We start from the raw sequence: 14,698 nt of genomic DNA on the forward strand, positions 1-14,698 counted from the left end.
GGCTCAGCCCAGAATCGGGAAGCGGCGGCCGGACGCGAGCGTGGTCAGGCCGTCCTGCATGACCGACCGGACGTGCTCGTCGACCTCGTCGACGTCCGGGTCCTCGCCGAATTGCGCGGCGATGTCGATTGGTTCCAGCAGTTGCATCACGAGCTTGCTGGGCAGGGGGAGGTTGGGCGGGATCACGGCGCTGAACCCGAAGGGGAAGCCGAACGAAACCGGCATGATGGCGCTGCGCAGCAGGCGCTTGATGCCCAGCCGTTCGGCCAGCCAGGTGCCGCGGGACAGGTAGAGCTGGGTCTCCTGCCCGCCGATGGACACCGCCGGGACGATCGGCACGCCGGCCTCGATCGCCGTGCTGACGTAGCCCTTGCGGCCGTTGAAGTCGATGACGTTCTCCGACAGCGTGGGCCGGTAGGCGTCGTAGTCCCCGCCGGGGAAGACGACGACCACGCCGCCGGCCCGCAGCGCCCTGGCCGCGTTCTCGCGGTTGGCCCGGATGTAGCCGGCGCGCCGGAACAGCGGCGCCGTCGGGCCCATGAACAGGATGTCGTGGCTGAGCGTGTAGACCGGCCGGTCGTAGCCGAACTTCTCGTAGAAGTCGACGCTGAAGATCGGGACGTCCATCGGGAACATGCCACCGGAGTGGTTCGCGACGACCAGCGCCCCGCCGGGCGGGAACGCGTCCAGCCCGTGCACCTCAGAGCGGAAATACGTCTTCAAGAACGGGCGCATCGCGCTCATCAACCGCTGGGTGGTGCCAGGGTCGAATTTGCCGATGTCGTCGCTGTCGTTGTCGCTCACGGTTCTCCTTGAGGCTTCCTTGCCGCGCTGAGGTTCCTCGATGGTAGCGAGCCCGGTGTGAGCGGCCGGAATCCGCTTGTGGACCGGGCGGCGTCGGGCGGGGTATGGTTACGGCCCATCCCTTCGCCAAACGTCCAGTTGAGAGAACAGATGGACTTCGCCGGTTCGTCCGACGAGCGCGCGTCGCGCTCGGCCGCTGCCCACAGGTCGGGCACCGCTCTGGACCGACGGACACGTCCATCCCCGCGCGGCGTGGGGCGCTCCGAGCCGGTCGATGGCAAACGCGACGCCGATTTCTCCGCGGCCGCGGCCGCGATGGCCGATCGCCGGCAGGCCGACTACTTCCTGCGCCTGCTCGCCCAAAGCCGGCGGCTCAGTGAGCATCGAATCGACCGGTACCACCAGGCGATCGCCGTCTGCGAGTCCAACCGCGACGCCGAAGGCGCCGCCAACTTCCGGCACATGCTGCGCGGCGAAGAACAGGAACGGCAATCACTGGACGGGATGATCGAAGGGCTGCGCCAGCGGTTCGGGTGAAATAGCGCTTGCCGCAGCCGTTTTCGGCGACAGAGAGGCCAGCCATGGGATTCATGTCACCGGAGCTTCCGGACGTCGATCACGACACGTGGCCGACCCTGTCACGGGCAACGCGGCTGCAGGTCGTGACCCGGCATTGGGCGGAACACGGCTTCGGAACACCGTATGCGGTGTATCTGCTCTACCTGATCAAGATCGCGGTGTACGTCGCCGCCCCGGCCGCCATCATCTCGCTGACCCCGGGCCTGGGCGGCCTGGGCCGCATCGGCGATTGGTGGACGCAACCGATCGTGTATCAGAAGGTCGTCATCTTCACGCTGCTGTTCGAGGTCCTTGGCCTCGGCTGCGGATCCGGCCCGCTGACCGGGCGGTTCATGCCTCCCATCGGTGGAGTCCTGTATTGGTTGCGGCCCAACACGATTCGACTGCCGGCCTGGCCGGATAAGGTCCCGCTCACCCGCGGTGATTCCCGCACTCTCGCCGACGTCGGCCTCTATGCCATCGTGTTGATCGGCGCGGTGTGGGCCCTGCTGTCACCCGGGCATGGGGGGCCGGTCACGGGCGCCGGGGATGTCGGCCTGATCAACCCCGTCGTGGTGATCCCCACGATCGTCGCGCTGGCGCTGCTGGGCCTGCGCGACAAGACCATCTTCCTGGCCGCGCGCGGGGAACATTACTGGCTGAAGCTGTTCGTGTTCTTCTTTCCGTTTACCGATCAAATCGCGGCGTTCAAGATCATCATGCTGCTGCTCTGGTGGGGGGCGGCGACTTCCAAGCTCAACCACCACTTCCCCTACGTCGTGTCGGTGATGACAAGCAACAACGCGCTGTTGCGGCCCAAGCTGTTCCTGCCGATCAAGCACCTGCTCTACCGCGACCACGTCAACGACCTACGGCCGAGCCTGCTTCCGAAACTCATGGCCCACGTCGGCGGCACGACGGCGGAGTTCATCGTCCCCACGGTGCTGGTGTTCGTCGCCGGCGATCAGCCGTGGCGGTGGTTTCTCATCGGGTTCATGGTGATCTTCCACCTCAACATCATTTCCAACCTCCCGATGGGAGTCCCGTTGGAGTGGAACGTGTTCTTCATCTTCTCGCTGTTCTACCTGTTCGGGCACTACGGCGCGATCCGCGCCACCGACCTTTCCTCGCCGCTGCTGCTGGCGCTCATGATCGTTGTGGTGGCCGTCGTGATCGTGGGAAACATGTTCCCCGAAAAGGTTTCGTTCCTCCCCGCCATGCGCTACTACGCCGGCAACTGGGCCTGCAGCGTGTGGTGCTTCCGCGCGGGCATCGAGGAGAAGGTCGAGACCTCCGTCGTCAAAAGCTCTGCGCTCGTCGTGAATCAGCTGGCCAAGCTCTATGGCCCGGCGACGGCCGAAATCATGGCCGACAAGGTCGCGGCGTTCCGGGCGATGCACCTACACGGCCGGGTGCTCAACGCGTTGTTACCCCGCGCGATCGACAACGAAGCCGACTACAAGATTCGCGAGGGCGAGGTGGTCGCCGGGCCATTGGTCGGGTGGAACTTCGGTGAGGGTCATCTGCACAACGAGCAGCTACTGGAAGCCGTACAGCGGCGCTGCCACTTCGAGGACGGCGACCTTCGCGTGATCGTCCTGGAGGGCCAACCGATCCACATCCAGAAACAGTGGTACCGCATCCTCGACGCCAAGACCGGACTGATCGAGGCGGGCTACGTCACCATCGAGGACATGCTGTCGCGTCAGCCGTGGGCCGAGCCGGGCGACGAGTTCCCGGTCCACGTCACCACGCAAAACGTGATTCATCCGGAGTCATGACCAAGGCGGTAGTCGTCGGTGCCGGTCCCAACGGCCTGGCCGCCGCGATCCAACTCGCCCGCCACGGTGTCGACGTCCAGGTGCTGGAGGCCCGCGACACGATCGGCGGGGGAGCGCGCTCGGGCGAGCTGACGTTGCCCGGCGTGATTCACGACCACTGCTCGGCGTCTCACCCGTGGGCAGTCGGCTCACCGTTCTGGCAGGAGATCGACCTCCAAAGCCATGGACTGACCTTGAAGTGGCCGGAGATCGACTGCGCGCACCCGCTCGACGACGGCAGCGCCGGTGTGCTGTACCAGTCGATCGACGAAACCACCGCCCGCATGGGGCCCGATGGCACCCGGTGGCGCCGCGCCGTCGGCGATCTCGCGGCCGGGTTCGACCAGCTGGCCCAGGATCTGCTCCGCCCGGTGCTGAACATCCCGCGTCACCCGATCCGCCTCGCGGCGTTCGGCCCGCGCGCGGTGCTGCCGGCTACCGTGCTGGCGCGCTGGTTTCGCACCGAGCCGGCGCGCGCGTTGTTCGGCGGCGCCGCCGCGCACATGTTCACCCGGCTGGACCGGCCGCTCACCTCCGCACTCGGGTTGATGTTTCTGGCCACCGGGCACCGCTACGGCTGGCCCGTCGCCGAGGGCGGGTCCGGGTCGATCATCCGCGCGCTGGCCGCGGCTTTGGCCGCGCACGGCGGCAGCGTGACCACCGGGGTGACGGTGTCGAGCCGCAGGGACATCCCCGACGCCGACATCGTCATGCTGGATCTGAGCCCCGCCGCGGTGCTGTCGATCTACGGCGACGTGATGCCGGGCCGCATCAGACGGTCCTACCGCCGCTACCGCCAGGGGTCCTCGGCGTTCAAGGTCGACTTCGCCATCGAGGGTGACATCCCGTGGACGAACCCCGACTGCGGTCGCGCCGGCACCGTCCACCTCGGCGGCACCTTCGCCGAGATCGCGGACACCGAACGTCAACGCGCGCAAGGCAAGATGGCGCGCCGGCCGTTCGTGCTCGTCGGGCAGCAGTACCTGGCCGACCCGTCCCGGTCGGCCGGCAACGTCAACCCGATATGGGCCTACGCGCACGTGCCGTTCGGCTACACCGGCGACGCCACCGCGGCCGTCGTCGACCAGATCGAGCGGTTCGCCCCGGGATTTCGCGACCGCATCCTCGCCTCCGTCAGCAAGAGCGCCGCCGACCTGCAGGCCTACAACCCGAACTTCATCGGCGGCGACATCATCGGCGGCGCCAACGACGGCCTGCAGGTGGTGCTGCGCCCGCGCATCGCCGTCAACCCGTACGCGACCGGTGTTCCCGGCGTCTACCTGTGCTCGCAGTCCGCGCCGCCGGGAGCCGGCATCCACGGGCTCTGCGGCTACCATGCCGCCACCGCGGCGCTGCGGCGCCTGCGCGGGTAACGCAGGTCACCTCCGAGGGGGAGGCCCAGCAACCGGTGTCGCTACTGATCTAGGCTGACGGCGAGCGGTTTCATCAGCGATCAGACAGGGAGAGACAAGTGACGGTCCGAGTAGGCATCAACGGCTTCGGTCGAATCGGACGCAACTTCTACCGGGCCCTACTGGCCCAACAGGAGCAGGGCATCGCCGACGTGGAGGTGATCGCCGTCAACGACATCACTGACAACAGCACGCTGGCGCACCTGCTCAAATTCGACTCGATCCTCGGCCGGCTGCCCCACGACGTCAGCCTCGAAGGCGACGACACCATCGTCGTGGGTCCCGCCAAAATCAAGGCACTCGAGGTCCGGGAGGGCCCGGCGGCGCTGCCGTGGGGTGACCTCGGCGTCGACGTCGTCGTGGAATCCACCGGACTGTTCACCAACGCGGCCAAGGCCAAGGGCCACCTGGACGCCGGCGCGAAGAAGGTGATCATCTCCGCGCCCGCGACCGACGAGGACATCACCATCGTCCTCGGGGTCAACGACGACAAGTACGACGGCAGCCAGAACATCATCTCCAACGCGTCGTGCACCACGAACTGCCTTGCGCCGCTTGCCAAAGTGCTCGACGACGAATTCGGCATCGACCGGGGCCTGATGACCACCATCCACGCCTACACGCAGGATCAGAACCTGCAGGACGGCCCGCACAAGGACCTGCGTCGCGCCCGGGCCGCCGCGCTGAACATCGTGCCCACCTCCACCGGCGCGGCCAAGGCCATCGGCCTGGTGATGCCCAACCTGAAGGGCAAGCTCGACGGGTACGCGCTGCGCGTGCCGATTCCCACCGGCTCGGTGACCGACCTGACCGCCGACCTGTCCAAGTCCGCCAGCGTCGAGGAGATCAACGCGGCGTTCAAGGCCGCCGCCGAGGGCCGGCTCAAGGGCATCCTGAAGTACTACGACGCGCCGATCGTCTCCAGCGACATCGTCACCGACCCGCACAGCTCGATCTTCGACTCCGGCCTGACCAAGGTGATCGCCAACCAGGCCAAGGTGGTGTCGTGGTACGACAACGAGTGGGGTTACTCCAACCGCCTCGTCGACCTGGTCGCACTGGTTGGCAAGTCGCTGTAGACCGTGTCCGTTCCCAGCCTCGAAGACCTTCTGGCGGAAGGTGTTTCAGGTCGCGCCGTGCTGGTGCGCTCCGACCTGAACGTTCCACTCGATGCGGGCGTCATCACGGACGCGGGCCGCATCACCGCGTCCGTCCCGACGTTGCGAGCGCTGGCCGAAGCCGGTGCCAAGGTGGTCATCGCCGCGCACCTGGGCCGCCCCAAGGGCGGACCCGACCCCGCGCTGTCGCTGGCGCCGGTGGCCGCCGCGCTCAGCGAACAGCTGGGCCGGCACGTGCAATTGGCCGGCGACGTGGTGGGCGGCGACGCGCTGGCCCGCGCCGAGGGGTTGACCGACGGCGACGTCCTGTTGCTGGAAAACGTGCGGTTCGACCCGCGGGAGACCAGCAAGGACGACGGCGAGCGGCTCGCCCTGGCCAAGCTGCTGGCCGAACTGGTCTCGCCGGGAGGCGCTTTCGTCTCCGACGGCTTCGGGGTGGTGCACCGAAAGCAGGCCTCCGTGTACGACGTCGCCACCCTGCTGCCGCACTACGCAGGCACGCTGGTCGCCGAGGAGATCCGGGTGCTCGAGCAGCTGACGGCCTCGACCAAGCGCCCGTACGCGGTGGTGCTCGGCGGGTCGAAGGTGTCCGACAAGCTCGGCGTCATCGAGTCGCTGGCGACCAAGGCCGACAGCATCGTAATCGGCGGCGGCATGTGCTTCACTTTCCTTGCTGCGCAGGGCCTTTCGGTTGGCACATCCCTGCTCGAGACCGACATGGTCGGCACGTGCCGCAGGTTGAGTGAGACCTACGCCGACGTGCTGCGCCTACCGGTGGACATCGTGGTGGCGGAGAAGTTCGCCGCCGACTCGCCGCCGGAGACCGTGGCCGCGGACCGGATCCCGGACGACAAGATGGGCCTGGACGTCGGACCCGAGTCGGTGCGACGGTTCGCCGCGCTGCTGTCCAACGCCGAGACCGTCTTCTGGAACGGCCCGATGGGCGTGTTCGAGTTCCCGGCGTTCGCGGCGGGCACCAAGGGCGTGGCCGAGGCGATCGTCGCGGCGACCGGCAAGGGCGCGTTCAGCGTGGTCGGCGGCGGCGACTCCGCGGCGGCGGTGCGCGCGCTCGGCATCCCCGAAGACGCGTTCTCGCACATATCCACCGGCGGTGGCGCATCGCTGGAATACCTGGAGGGCAAGACGCTGCCCGGCATCGAGGTACTGGGCCGGCCCCAGCCAAGTGGAGGAGCCTCGTGACCCGCAAGCCCCTGATCGCCGGCAACTGGAAGATGAACCTCAATCACTTCGAGGCGATCGCGCTGGTGCAGAAGATCGCCTTCGCGTTGCCCGACAAGTACTACGACAAGGTCGACGTTACGGTGATCCCGCCGTTCACCAACCTGCGCAGCGTGCAGACCCTGGTCGACGGCGACAAGCTGCGGCTGACCTACGGCGCCCAGGACCTGTCCCAGCACGAGTCGGGCGCCTACACCGGCGACATCAGCGGAGCCTTCCTGGCCAAGCTGGGCTGCTCCTTCGTCATCGTCGGGCACTCCGAGCGGCGCACCTACCACAACGAGGACGACGACCTGGTGGCCGCCAAGGCGGCGGCCGCCCTGAAGAACGAGCTGACGCCGATCGTCTGCATCGGCGAACACCTGGAGGTCCGGGAGGCCGGCGAGCACGTCGGCCACTGCGAGAAGCAGCTGCGCGGCTCGCTGGCGGGGCTTTCGGCCGAGCAGATCGGCCGGGTCGTCATCGCCTACGAGCCGGTATGGGCGATCGGCACCGGCCGGGTGGCCAGCGCGGGCGACGCCCAGGAGGTGTGCGCGGCGATCCGCAAAGAGTTGGCGTCCCTCGCCTCCGCAGAGATCGCCGAGGGCGTCCGGGTGCTCTACGGCGGCTCGGTGAACGCGAAGAACATCGGCGAAATCGTCGCCCAGAACGACGTCGACGGCGGCCTGGTCGGGGGCGCGTCGCTGGACGGCGAGCAGTTCGCGACGCTGGCGGCCATCGCCGCCGGCGGGCCGCTGCCGTGATGCCCGCGCGAAGCCGGTAGGCTGCACGTCATGCAATTGGCCCTGCAGATCACCCTGGTGGTCACCAGCATCCTGGTGGTGTTGCTGGTCCTGCTGCACCGCGCCAAGGGCGGCGGCCTGTCCACGCTGTTCGGCGGCGGCGTGCAGTCGAGCCTGTCCGGGTCGACCGTGGTCGAGAAGAACCTGGACCGATTGACGCTGTTCATCACCGGCATCTGGCTGGTCTGCATCATCGGCATGGCCCTGCAGATCAAGTACCGCTGACGCGCTCAGGTGCACAGGCTGGGCGCGTCGCACACATTGCCGGGGCAATAGATCGAGTGTGCGGCGTTGACCATCGTCCCGATGTCCAACAACGTCACGCCCCTCTTGTCCAAGTGGGCGTGGATGTCGTCGGCGATCTCCTGCGGCGTCCAACCCCAGGTGAGGTCGTAGCAGATGAGGTGTGCCTCCCCGATGAGCGCCTCTTCCGTCTGGGGTGGCCAGGTGAGGCCGACGGCGCGCAGCTTCGCGAGGTATGCGTCATCGGCGGGAGTGGTGGCGGTCGCGGTCGCCGCGCTACCCAGCAGGGCGGCGCCGGCAATCATGGGAATGGCCAAGGCGGCCGGCCAGCGAGGTGAGGGCATTTCGGCAGACTAGCCATTCGTCACAACGCCCGGCGGGAAATCCACGGCGCGACACACCGGCGATCCCCACCGATACTGGGACGCATGGCTGAGGCTCCCGACGCCGCGCTCGAACCGATCGGCGCCGTCCAGCGGACCGCGATCGGTCGCGAGGCGACCGAGCCGATGCGCGCCGACATCAGGCTGCTCGGCGCGATCCTCGGCGACACCGTGCGTGAGCAGAACGGTGACGAGGTGTTCGACCTCGTGGAACGGGCCCGGGTGGAATCCTTCCGGGTACGGCGCTCCGAGATCGACCGGGCCGAGATGGCGGCCATGTTCTCCGGTCTCGACATTCACCTCGCGATCCCGATCATCCGGGCGTTCAGCCATTTTGCGCTGCTGGCCAACGTCGCCGAAGACATCCACCGCGAACGCCGCCGCGCCATTCACGTCGACGCCGGCGAGCCGCCCCAAGACAGCAGTCTCGCCGCCACCTACGCGAAACTCGATCTCGCGGAACTGAATTCGGCCACGGTGGCCGATGCCCTGAAGGGCGCGCTGGTGTCCCCGGTCATCACCGCTCATCCCACCGAGACCCGCCGGCGCACCGTCTTCGTCACCCAGCACCGGATCACCGGGCTGATGCGACTGCACGCCGAGGGTCACACCCAGACCGACGACGGCCGCGACATCGAACTCGAGCTGCGCCGCCAGGTCCTCACGCTGTGGCAGACCGCGCTGATCCGGCTCTCGCGGCTGCAGATCACCGACGAGATCGACGTCGGCCTGCGCTACTACCCGGCCGCATTGTTCGAGGTGATTCCCCAAGTGAACAGCGAGGTTCGCGACGCGCTGCGCGCTCGGTGGCCGGACGCCGAACTGCTCGTCGACCCGATCCTGCAACCGGGCTCCTGGATCGGCGGTGACCGCGACGGAAACCCGAACGTCACCGCCGAGGTGGTCAGGCGGGCGACCGGCAGCGCCGCGTTCACCGCGGTGGCGCACTACCTGGCCGAGCTCACCGACCTCGAGCAGGAGCTGTCGCTGTCGGCGCGACTGGTCAGCGTCACCCCCGAACTGGCCGAGCTGGCCGACGCCTGCCCGGAGAACGCCCGGGCCGACGAGCCGTACCGGCGTGCCGTGCGGGTGATCCGTGGCCGGCTCACCGCGACGGCCGCCGAGATCCTGGACCGGCAACCGCAACACCAGCTCGACCTGGGCCTGACGCGGTATGTCACGCCGGCCGAGTTGCGCAGCGATCTCGACACCGTCGACGCGTCGCTGCGCGCCCACGGCAGCGCGCTGCTGGCCGACGACCGGCTGGCCCTGTTGCGAGAAGGCGTGGGCGTCTTCGGTTTTCACCTGTGCGGCCTCGACATGCGGCAAAACTCCGTCGTGCACCAGGAAGTGGTCGGCGAGCTGCTGGCGTGGGCGGGCGTGCACCCGGACTACGGCTCGCTGGGTGAAGACGAGCGGGTCGAGCTGCTGGCCGCCGAACTGAGCACCCGCCGCCCGCTGCTCGGCGAGCGCGCGGAATTGTCCGACCTGGCGCGCGGCGAGCTGGGCGTCATGGCCGCCGCCGCCCACGCCGTCCGGCGCTACGGACCCGCCGCGGTGCCGAACTACGTGATCTCGATGTGCCAGTCGGTGTCGGACGTGCTGGAGGCCGCGATCCTGCTGAAAGAAGCCGGCCTGCTGGACGCCTCCGCGCCGGAACCCTATTGCCCGGTGGGCATTTCGCCGTTGTTCGAGACGATCGACGATCTGCACAACGGCGCGGCGATTCTGCACGCGATGCTGGAACTGCCCGTCTATCGGGCGCTCGTCTCCGCGCGCGGCGACTCGCAAGAGGTGATGCTCGGCTACTCCGACTCCAACAAGGACGGCGGTTACCTTTCCTCCAGCTGGGCGGTGTACCGGGCGGAGCTGTCCCTGGTCGAGGTGGCCCGCAAGACCGGAATTCGGTTGCGGCTCTTCCACGGTCGCGGCGGCACCGTCGGGCGCGGCGGTGGACCCAGCTACCAGGCGATCCTGGCGCAACCACCGGGAGCGGTGAACGGTTCGCTGCGCCTCACCGAGCAGGGTGAGGTGATCGCCGCCAAGTACGCCGAACCCCAGTTGGCGCGGCGCAACCTGGAGAGCCTGGTGGCGGCGACGCTGGAGTCCACACTGCTCGACGTCGAGGGTCTCGGCGAGGCGGCCGAGCCGGCGTATGCGGTGCTCGACGAGGTGGCGACCCTGGCGCGGCGTGCCTACGCCGAGTTGGTGCATGACACACCGGGTTTCGTCGAATACTTCAAGGCATCGACACCGGTCAGCGAGATCGGGTCGCTGAACATCGGCAGCCGGCCCGCCTCGCGCAAGCCCACCGAGTCGATCGCGGACCTGCGCGCCATCCCGTGGGTGCTGGCGTGGAGCCAGTCTCGGGTCATGCTGCCCGGTTGGTACGGAACGGGATCGGCGTTCGAGCAGTGGATCGCGGCGGGTCCGGAAAGCGAAGCCGACCGGGTGGCGACGCTGCACGAGCTGTACGAGCGGTGGCCGTTCTTCGCCAGCGTGCTATCGAACATGGCGCAGGTGCTGGCGAAGAGCGACCTGGGCCTGGCGGCCCGCTATGCCGAGCTGGTGTCCGACGAATCCTTGCGGCGCAGGGTATTCGACAAGATCGTCGACGAACATCGGCGCACTATCGCGATGCATAAGCTCATCACCGGTCACGACGATCTCCTCGCCGACAACCCGGCGCTGGCGCGTTCGGTGTTCAACCGGTTCCCGTACCTGGAGCCGCTGAACCACCTTCAGGTGGAACTGCTGCGCCGCTACCGTTCGGGCGACGACGACGAATTGGTGCAGCGCGGCATCCTGCTGACCATGAACGGCCTGTCCAGCGCGCTGCGCAACAGCGGGTAATTGCCGACATGCGCGCGCGGATGGCCGTCACCGTCGCGAGAGCGCAGTAAGGTCTCGGGCGATGGGTGCGCCGTCTCTTTGGTTGATTCTTGTCAGCGTGGTCGCCGTCGCGATCGTGCTCGCGGTGGTCAGCGTGTGGTTCGGGAATCGTGTCCTGTCCGGCGAAGGAAAACTACACGATTCGGCCATGTCGCCGTTCGTCGCGATCGTCGGTCTTGTCTACGGGGCCCTGCTTGGGTTCACCGTGGTGGTGACCTGGCAACAGTTTTCCGCCACCCAGGTCATCGTCGCCAACGAGGCGTCGGCACTGACGACGCTGTACCGGCAGACCGTCGCCATGCCGGAACAGGAGCGGCCCCAAATTCAACAACTGCTGCGCCAGTACGCGACCGCCGTGGCGGGTTCTGATTCGACCAAGCAGCCCGGCGACGGTGCCCGCGACAGCGCGCGCGCCGCGATAACGCAGATGTACCGCATCGCCGGCAGTCAGTCGCCGGGTGCCGCGCCGAGCGCGATCAATTCCCAGTTCCTCAGCGAGTTGAGCGTGCTGTCGTCCCATCGCACCCAGCGCATGATCGCGACCAAGCCGCGGATACCGGCGCTGCTGTGGTTGGGACTGATCTTCGGCGGGGTTGTCCTGGTAGGCCTTACCGGTTTCCTGCGCCTGGGCAGCACCCTCGGCCAGGCACTCCTGTCCAGTGCGGTCGCGGTCCTCCTCGGCCTGCTGCTGTGCATTGACTTCTCACTCGACCATCCCTCCGAGACCGACCACGCGATCACGTCGGAGCCGTTCGGGCACGCGGTGGACGTTTTCGACGCGGTCGACCGCGGAACCTAGTGCACCGTCCGGTTCCGCAGCCGGTCCAGCACGCCGCGCACCGCGTGCTCGGTGACCGACAGGGGGGACATCACCGTTTCGCCCACCCCGACCATGTAGTCGATGCGCTGGACGATCGCCTCCACCGGCTCCACGAGCGCGATGAGCCGCTGGGCGAGATTGTCCAGGCTGTGCAGCACGCCCTCCAGATGATCCAGGCCGCCCTCCAGGCGTTCCACCGTCGCGTTGAGGGCCGACAGCGAGCTGTTCAGCTCGACCATCGTTCTGCCCAGGCCATCGAGGACGTCTTCGACCTGCTCCACGGTCTTGTCGGCGTTGAGCGCCGCCTGGGTGAGGGTCTTGATCCGGCTTCGCTCGGGCCCGTTGCGCACGGTTTTGTCTGCCATGAACGTCATTATGCGCCCGGCGTCAGCGGGAAAGCTTGGCCGCGGCCTCCTCGTCGAGCAGCCAGAGCGTGGTCTCCAGCCCGATGGCCCCGGCGGCAGGCACCGTGACCGGTTGCGCGCCACCGATGGCAGCGGCCGCCGCATCGGCCTTGCCCGCGCCCGAAACCATCAGCCAGACCTCGCGGGAGCGCTGAATAGCGGGCAGCGTCAAGGTGATTCGTTGTGGCGGCGGTTTGGGGGAGTCTTCGACCGCAACGACCATGCGGGTGGTCTCGAGAACGGCGGGAGTGTCGGGGAACAGGGAGTTGATGTGGCCCTCGGGACCCATGCCCAGCAGGTGGACGTCGAAGGTCGGCACCGGCTCACCGGGGGCGGCGTTGGCGGCCAGCAGCTGCTCGTAGGCCAGCGCCGCCGCGGCAAGATCGTTGCCGAATTCGCCGTCACTGGCGGCCATCGGATGCACCTGGCTGGACGGGATGTCGACGTGATCGAGCAGCGCCTCGCGCGCCTGCTTCTCGTTGCGCTCGTCGTCGTCCTCGGGAACGTAGCGCTCGTCGCCCCAGAACAGGTGCACCTTCGACCAGTCGACCTGCTGCGTGCGGAGATACTTCAGCAGCCCGATGCCGTTGCCGCCGCCGGTCAGGACGATTAGGGCCCGACCGCGTGCCGTCACGGCGGCCTCGATTGTGGCGACCAGCCGGGCGCCGGCGGCCCGGACCAGGGCGTCGCCGTCGGGAACGATGTCGATGACGCGGGTCATGCGTACTGCACCTTGTCGATGCCCTCGAGTGCGGCGAAGTAGATCTCATCGGGATCCAGCCGCCGCATGTCCTCGGCGAGGCACTCACGGGTTTCCCTGCGCGCCAACGGAACCAGGGCATCGGGGCGACCCGTCCGGCTCAGGGTGGCCGTGGTGCCCTCCTGGGGCCGGCTCAGGGTGATGGTTTCGGTCTTGCGCTCCAGCTCGACTTTGAGGTCACCCACAACCCGGCGCACCGGCCCGTCGATCCTGCTCGCCAGCCAGCCCGCCAGCACGTCCAGCGCGGGCTCGGCTCGCAAACCGGAAACCAGCGCCGATTCGATCTCCTCGTGCGGTTTCTGGTCCACCGCGGAGGTGAGCAACGCCCGCCAGTAGGTGATGCGCGCCCAGGCCAGATCCGTGTCGCCGGCGGTGTAACCCTGCAGCCGGCCCCGGATCGCCGACAGCGGATCGTCGCTATTGGTCGCGTCCGTGATGCGGCGGATCGCCAACTGGCCCAACGGGTCTTGGGCGGGCACCGCCGGGGCGACGTCGGGCCACCACGCCACCACCGGGATGTCGGGGAGCAGGAACGGAATGACCACGCTCTCGGCATGATCGGCCAGCGGTCCCGACAGCCTCAGCACCACGACCTCCCCGGCGCCCGCGTCACCCCCGACCCGGACCTGGGCGTCCAACCGCGCCTCGGCGGCGTCGGCATTGCCTGTGGTCACCACCAGGACGCGGCTCGGGTGTTCGTGGCTGGCGGCGTTGGCGGCCTCGACCGATTCCTCGAGCATGGTGTCGTTGTCGGACTTGATGATCAGCGTCCCCACCCGGCCCATCGTGACGACGCCGGCCTGTTCGCGTAGCTCGTCGAGCTTCTTGTTGACCGCGGTGGTGCTGGTGTCCAGCAGATCGATGATCACGGACGCCGCCATTCCCGCCCGGTGCGGCGCAACATCTCGAACGCCGACGCGGGCCCCCAGGTGCCCGACTCATAGGAGTCGGGCTTGCCGTGCGTCGCCCAATAGTCGAGCACGGGATCGAGTATCTCCCAAGCCAATTCGACCTCCTCGTTCACCGGGAACAGCGACGGCTCACCGAGCAGCACGTCCAGGATCAGCCGTTCGTATGCCTCGGGGGAATCCTCCACGAACGCCGAGCCGTAGGAGAAATCCATGTTGACGTCGCGAACTTCCATCGTGCTGCCCGGGACCTTGGAACCGAACCGCAAGGTGATGCCCTCGTCGGGCTGCACCCGGATGACGATGGCGTTGGTGCCGAGCTCGTCGGTCATGGTGGCGTCGAACGGCAGATGCGGTGCGCGTTTGAACACCAGGGCGATCTCGGTCACCCTGCGGCCCAACCGCTTTCCGGTTCGCAGGTAGAACGGGACACCGGCCCAGCGGCGGGTGTCGACCTCGAGCGTGATGGCGGCGAAGGTCTCGGTGGTGGAATCCTGCGCGAAGCCCTCCTCGTCGAGCAGGCCGACCACCTTCTCGCCGCCCTGCCAGCCCGCG

At 68.0% G+C, this 14,698-nt stretch carries 14 protein-coding genes and 1 pseudogene; 9 read left to right on the forward strand and 6 right to left on the reverse strand.

Annotation, left to right across the window (positions count from 1 at the left end; translation table 11 throughout):
- Positions 1-3 precede the first annotated feature (3 nt).
- Positions 4-744 (reverse strand): 1-acyl-sn-glycerol-3-phosphate acyltransferase, encoded by a 741-nt coding sequence (locus A5747_RS13795; RefSeq protein ID WP_139333443.1) that lies wholly within the window; start codon positions 742-744, stop codon positions 4-6.
- 210 nt (positions 745-954) lie between these two features.
- On the opposite strand from A5747_RS13795, the gene A5747_RS13800 reads away from it, so the two are divergent.
- The 7 genes from A5747_RS13800 to secG all read left to right on the forward strand — a co-directional run bounded on the left by A5747_RS13800 (position 955) and on the right by secG (position 7,958).
- On the forward strand, positions 955-1,341 hold the full coding sequence (locus tag A5747_RS13800; protein ID WP_076125068.1) for a hypothetical protein: 387 nt from the start codon (positions 955-957) through the stop codon (positions 1,339-1,341).
- A gap of 44 nt (positions 1,342-1,385) precedes the next feature.
- On the forward strand, positions 1,386-3,143 hold the full coding sequence (locus A5747_RS13805) for a DUF3556 domain-containing protein (RefSeq protein WP_076125070.1): 1,758 nt from the start codon (positions 1,386-1,388) through the stop codon (positions 3,141-3,143).
- Positions 3,140-4,555: an NAD(P)/FAD-dependent oxidoreductase gene (locus A5747_RS13810; protein ID WP_076125072.1), complete on the forward strand. Its 1,416-nt coding sequence runs from the start codon at positions 3,140-3,142 to the stop codon at positions 4,553-4,555. Before A5747_RS13805 ends, A5747_RS13810 begins: the two co-directional genes overlap by 4 nt.
- Positions 4,556-4,653: 98 nt before the next feature.
- The gene (gap, locus tag A5747_RS13815) at positions 4,654-5,673 is read left to right on the forward strand and encodes a type I glyceraldehyde-3-phosphate dehydrogenase (RefSeq protein WP_076062963.1); all 1,020 of its coding nucleotides are present in this window, start codon (positions 4,654-4,656) and stop codon (positions 5,671-5,673) included.
- Between the two features lie 3 nt (positions 5,674-5,676).
- The gene (gene pgk, locus A5747_RS13820) at positions 5,677-6,912 is read left to right on the forward strand and encodes a phosphoglycerate kinase (protein ID WP_076125075.1); all 1,236 of its coding nucleotides are present in this window, start codon (positions 5,677-5,679) and stop codon (positions 6,910-6,912) included.
- Entirely contained in the window at positions 6,909-7,694 is a 786-nt protein-coding gene (gene tpiA, locus A5747_RS13825; RefSeq protein ID WP_076125077.1) for a triose-phosphate isomerase, read from the forward strand. The genes pgk and tpiA overlap by 4 nt, the downstream gene beginning before the upstream one ends.
- A 30-nt stretch (positions 7,695-7,724) precedes the next feature.
- Positions 7,725-7,958 (forward strand): preprotein translocase subunit SecG, encoded by a 234-nt coding sequence (secG, locus tag A5747_RS13830; RefSeq protein ID WP_076062956.1) that lies wholly within the window; start codon positions 7,725-7,727, stop codon positions 7,956-7,958.
- 5 nt (positions 7,959-7,963) lie between these two features.
- Here secG and A5747_RS13835 read toward each other — a convergent pair whose 3' ends face one another.
- A complete protein-coding gene (locus A5747_RS13835; RefSeq protein ID WP_083667578.1) occupies positions 7,964-8,278 on the reverse strand; it encodes a DUF732 domain-containing protein in 315 nt (104 codons plus the stop codon).
- A 126-nt stretch (positions 8,279-8,404) separates the two neighbouring features.
- Here A5747_RS13835 and ppc point away from each other — a divergent pair, with 126 nt between their 5' ends.
- Positions 8,405-11,212, forward strand: coding sequence for a phosphoenolpyruvate carboxylase (gene ppc, locus A5747_RS13840; protein ID WP_076125082.1), 2,808 nt, complete (start codon positions 8,405-8,407; stop codon positions 11,210-11,212).
- A gap of 61 nt (positions 11,213-11,273) precedes the next feature.
- Positions 11,274-12,050 (forward strand): DUF4239 domain-containing protein, encoded by a 777-nt coding sequence (locus A5747_RS13845; protein WP_076125084.1) that lies wholly within the window; start codon positions 11,274-11,276, stop codon positions 12,048-12,050.
- On the opposite strand, the gene A5747_RS13850 is transcribed toward A5747_RS13845, so the two are convergent.
- The 4 genes and pseudogenes from A5747_RS13850 to A5747_RS13865 all read right to left on the reverse strand — a co-directional run.
- The gene (locus tag A5747_RS13850) at positions 12,047-12,445 is read right to left on the reverse strand and encodes an ATPase (RefSeq protein WP_076062946.1); all 399 of its coding nucleotides are present in this window, start codon (positions 12,443-12,445) and stop codon (positions 12,047-12,049) included. The two genes, A5747_RS13845 and A5747_RS13850, sit on opposite strands and share 4 nt — an antisense overlap.
- A gap of 13 nt (positions 12,446-12,458) precedes the next feature.
- Positions 12,459-13,196, reverse strand: a complete 738-nt coding sequence (gene pgl / locus A5747_RS13855; RefSeq protein WP_076125086.1) for a 6-phosphogluconolactonase — start codon at positions 13,194-13,196, stop codon at positions 12,459-12,461.
- Positions 13,193-14,104: a glucose-6-phosphate dehydrogenase assembly protein OpcA gene (gene opcA, locus A5747_RS13860; RefSeq protein ID WP_076125102.1), complete on the reverse strand. Its 912-nt coding sequence runs from the start codon at positions 14,102-14,104 to the stop codon at positions 13,193-13,195. The genes pgl and opcA overlap by 4 nt, the downstream gene beginning before the upstream one ends.
- A pseudogene (locus A5747_RS13865) lies at positions 14,101-14,698 on the reverse strand (glucose-6-phosphate dehydrogenase); the annotation flags it as partial. The pseudogene A5747_RS13865 and the gene opcA, both read right to left, overlap by 4 nt.

Source organism: Mycobacterium sp. IS-836, assembly GCF_001954275.1.
Lineage (GTDB): Bacteria > Actinomycetota > Actinomycetes > Mycobacteriales > Mycobacteriaceae > Mycobacterium.

What these genes read in the sequence shown, in the direction of transcription:
- A5747_RS13795 (WP_139333443.1), bottom strand. Translation starts at nt 744, where the DNA reads ATGAGCGCGATGCGCCCGTTCTTGAAGACGTATTTCCGCTCTGAGGTG.
- A5747_RS13800 (WP_076125068.1), top strand. Translation starts at nt 955, where the DNA reads ATGGACTTCGCCGGTTCGTCCGACGAGCGCGCGTCGCGCTCGGCCGCT.
- A5747_RS13805 (WP_076125070.1), top strand. Translation starts at nt 1,386, where the DNA reads ATGGGATTCATGTCACCGGAGCTTCCGGACGTCGATCACGACACGTGG.
- A5747_RS13810 (WP_076125072.1), top strand. Translation starts at nt 3,140, where the DNA reads ATGACCAAGGCGGTAGTCGTCGGTGCCGGTCCCAACGGCCTGGCCGCC.
- secG (WP_076062956.1), top strand. Translation starts at nt 7,725, where the DNA reads ATGCAATTGGCCCTGCAGATCACCCTGGTGGTCACCAGCATCCTGGTG.
- ppc (WP_076125082.1), top strand. Translation starts at nt 8,405, where the DNA reads ATGGCTGAGGCTCCCGACGCCGCGCTCGAACCGATCGGCGCCGTCCAG.
- A5747_RS13845 (WP_076125084.1), top strand. Translation starts at nt 11,274, where the DNA reads ATGGGTGCGCCGTCTCTTTGGTTGATTCTTGTCAGCGTGGTCGCCGTC.
- A5747_RS13850 (WP_076062946.1), bottom strand. Translation starts at nt 12,445, where the DNA reads ATGACGTTCATGGCAGACAAAACCGTGCGCAACGGGCCCGAGCGAAGC.
- pgl (WP_076125086.1), bottom strand. Translation starts at nt 13,196, where the DNA reads ATGACCCGCGTCATCGACATCGTTCCCGACGGCGACGCCCTGGTCCGG.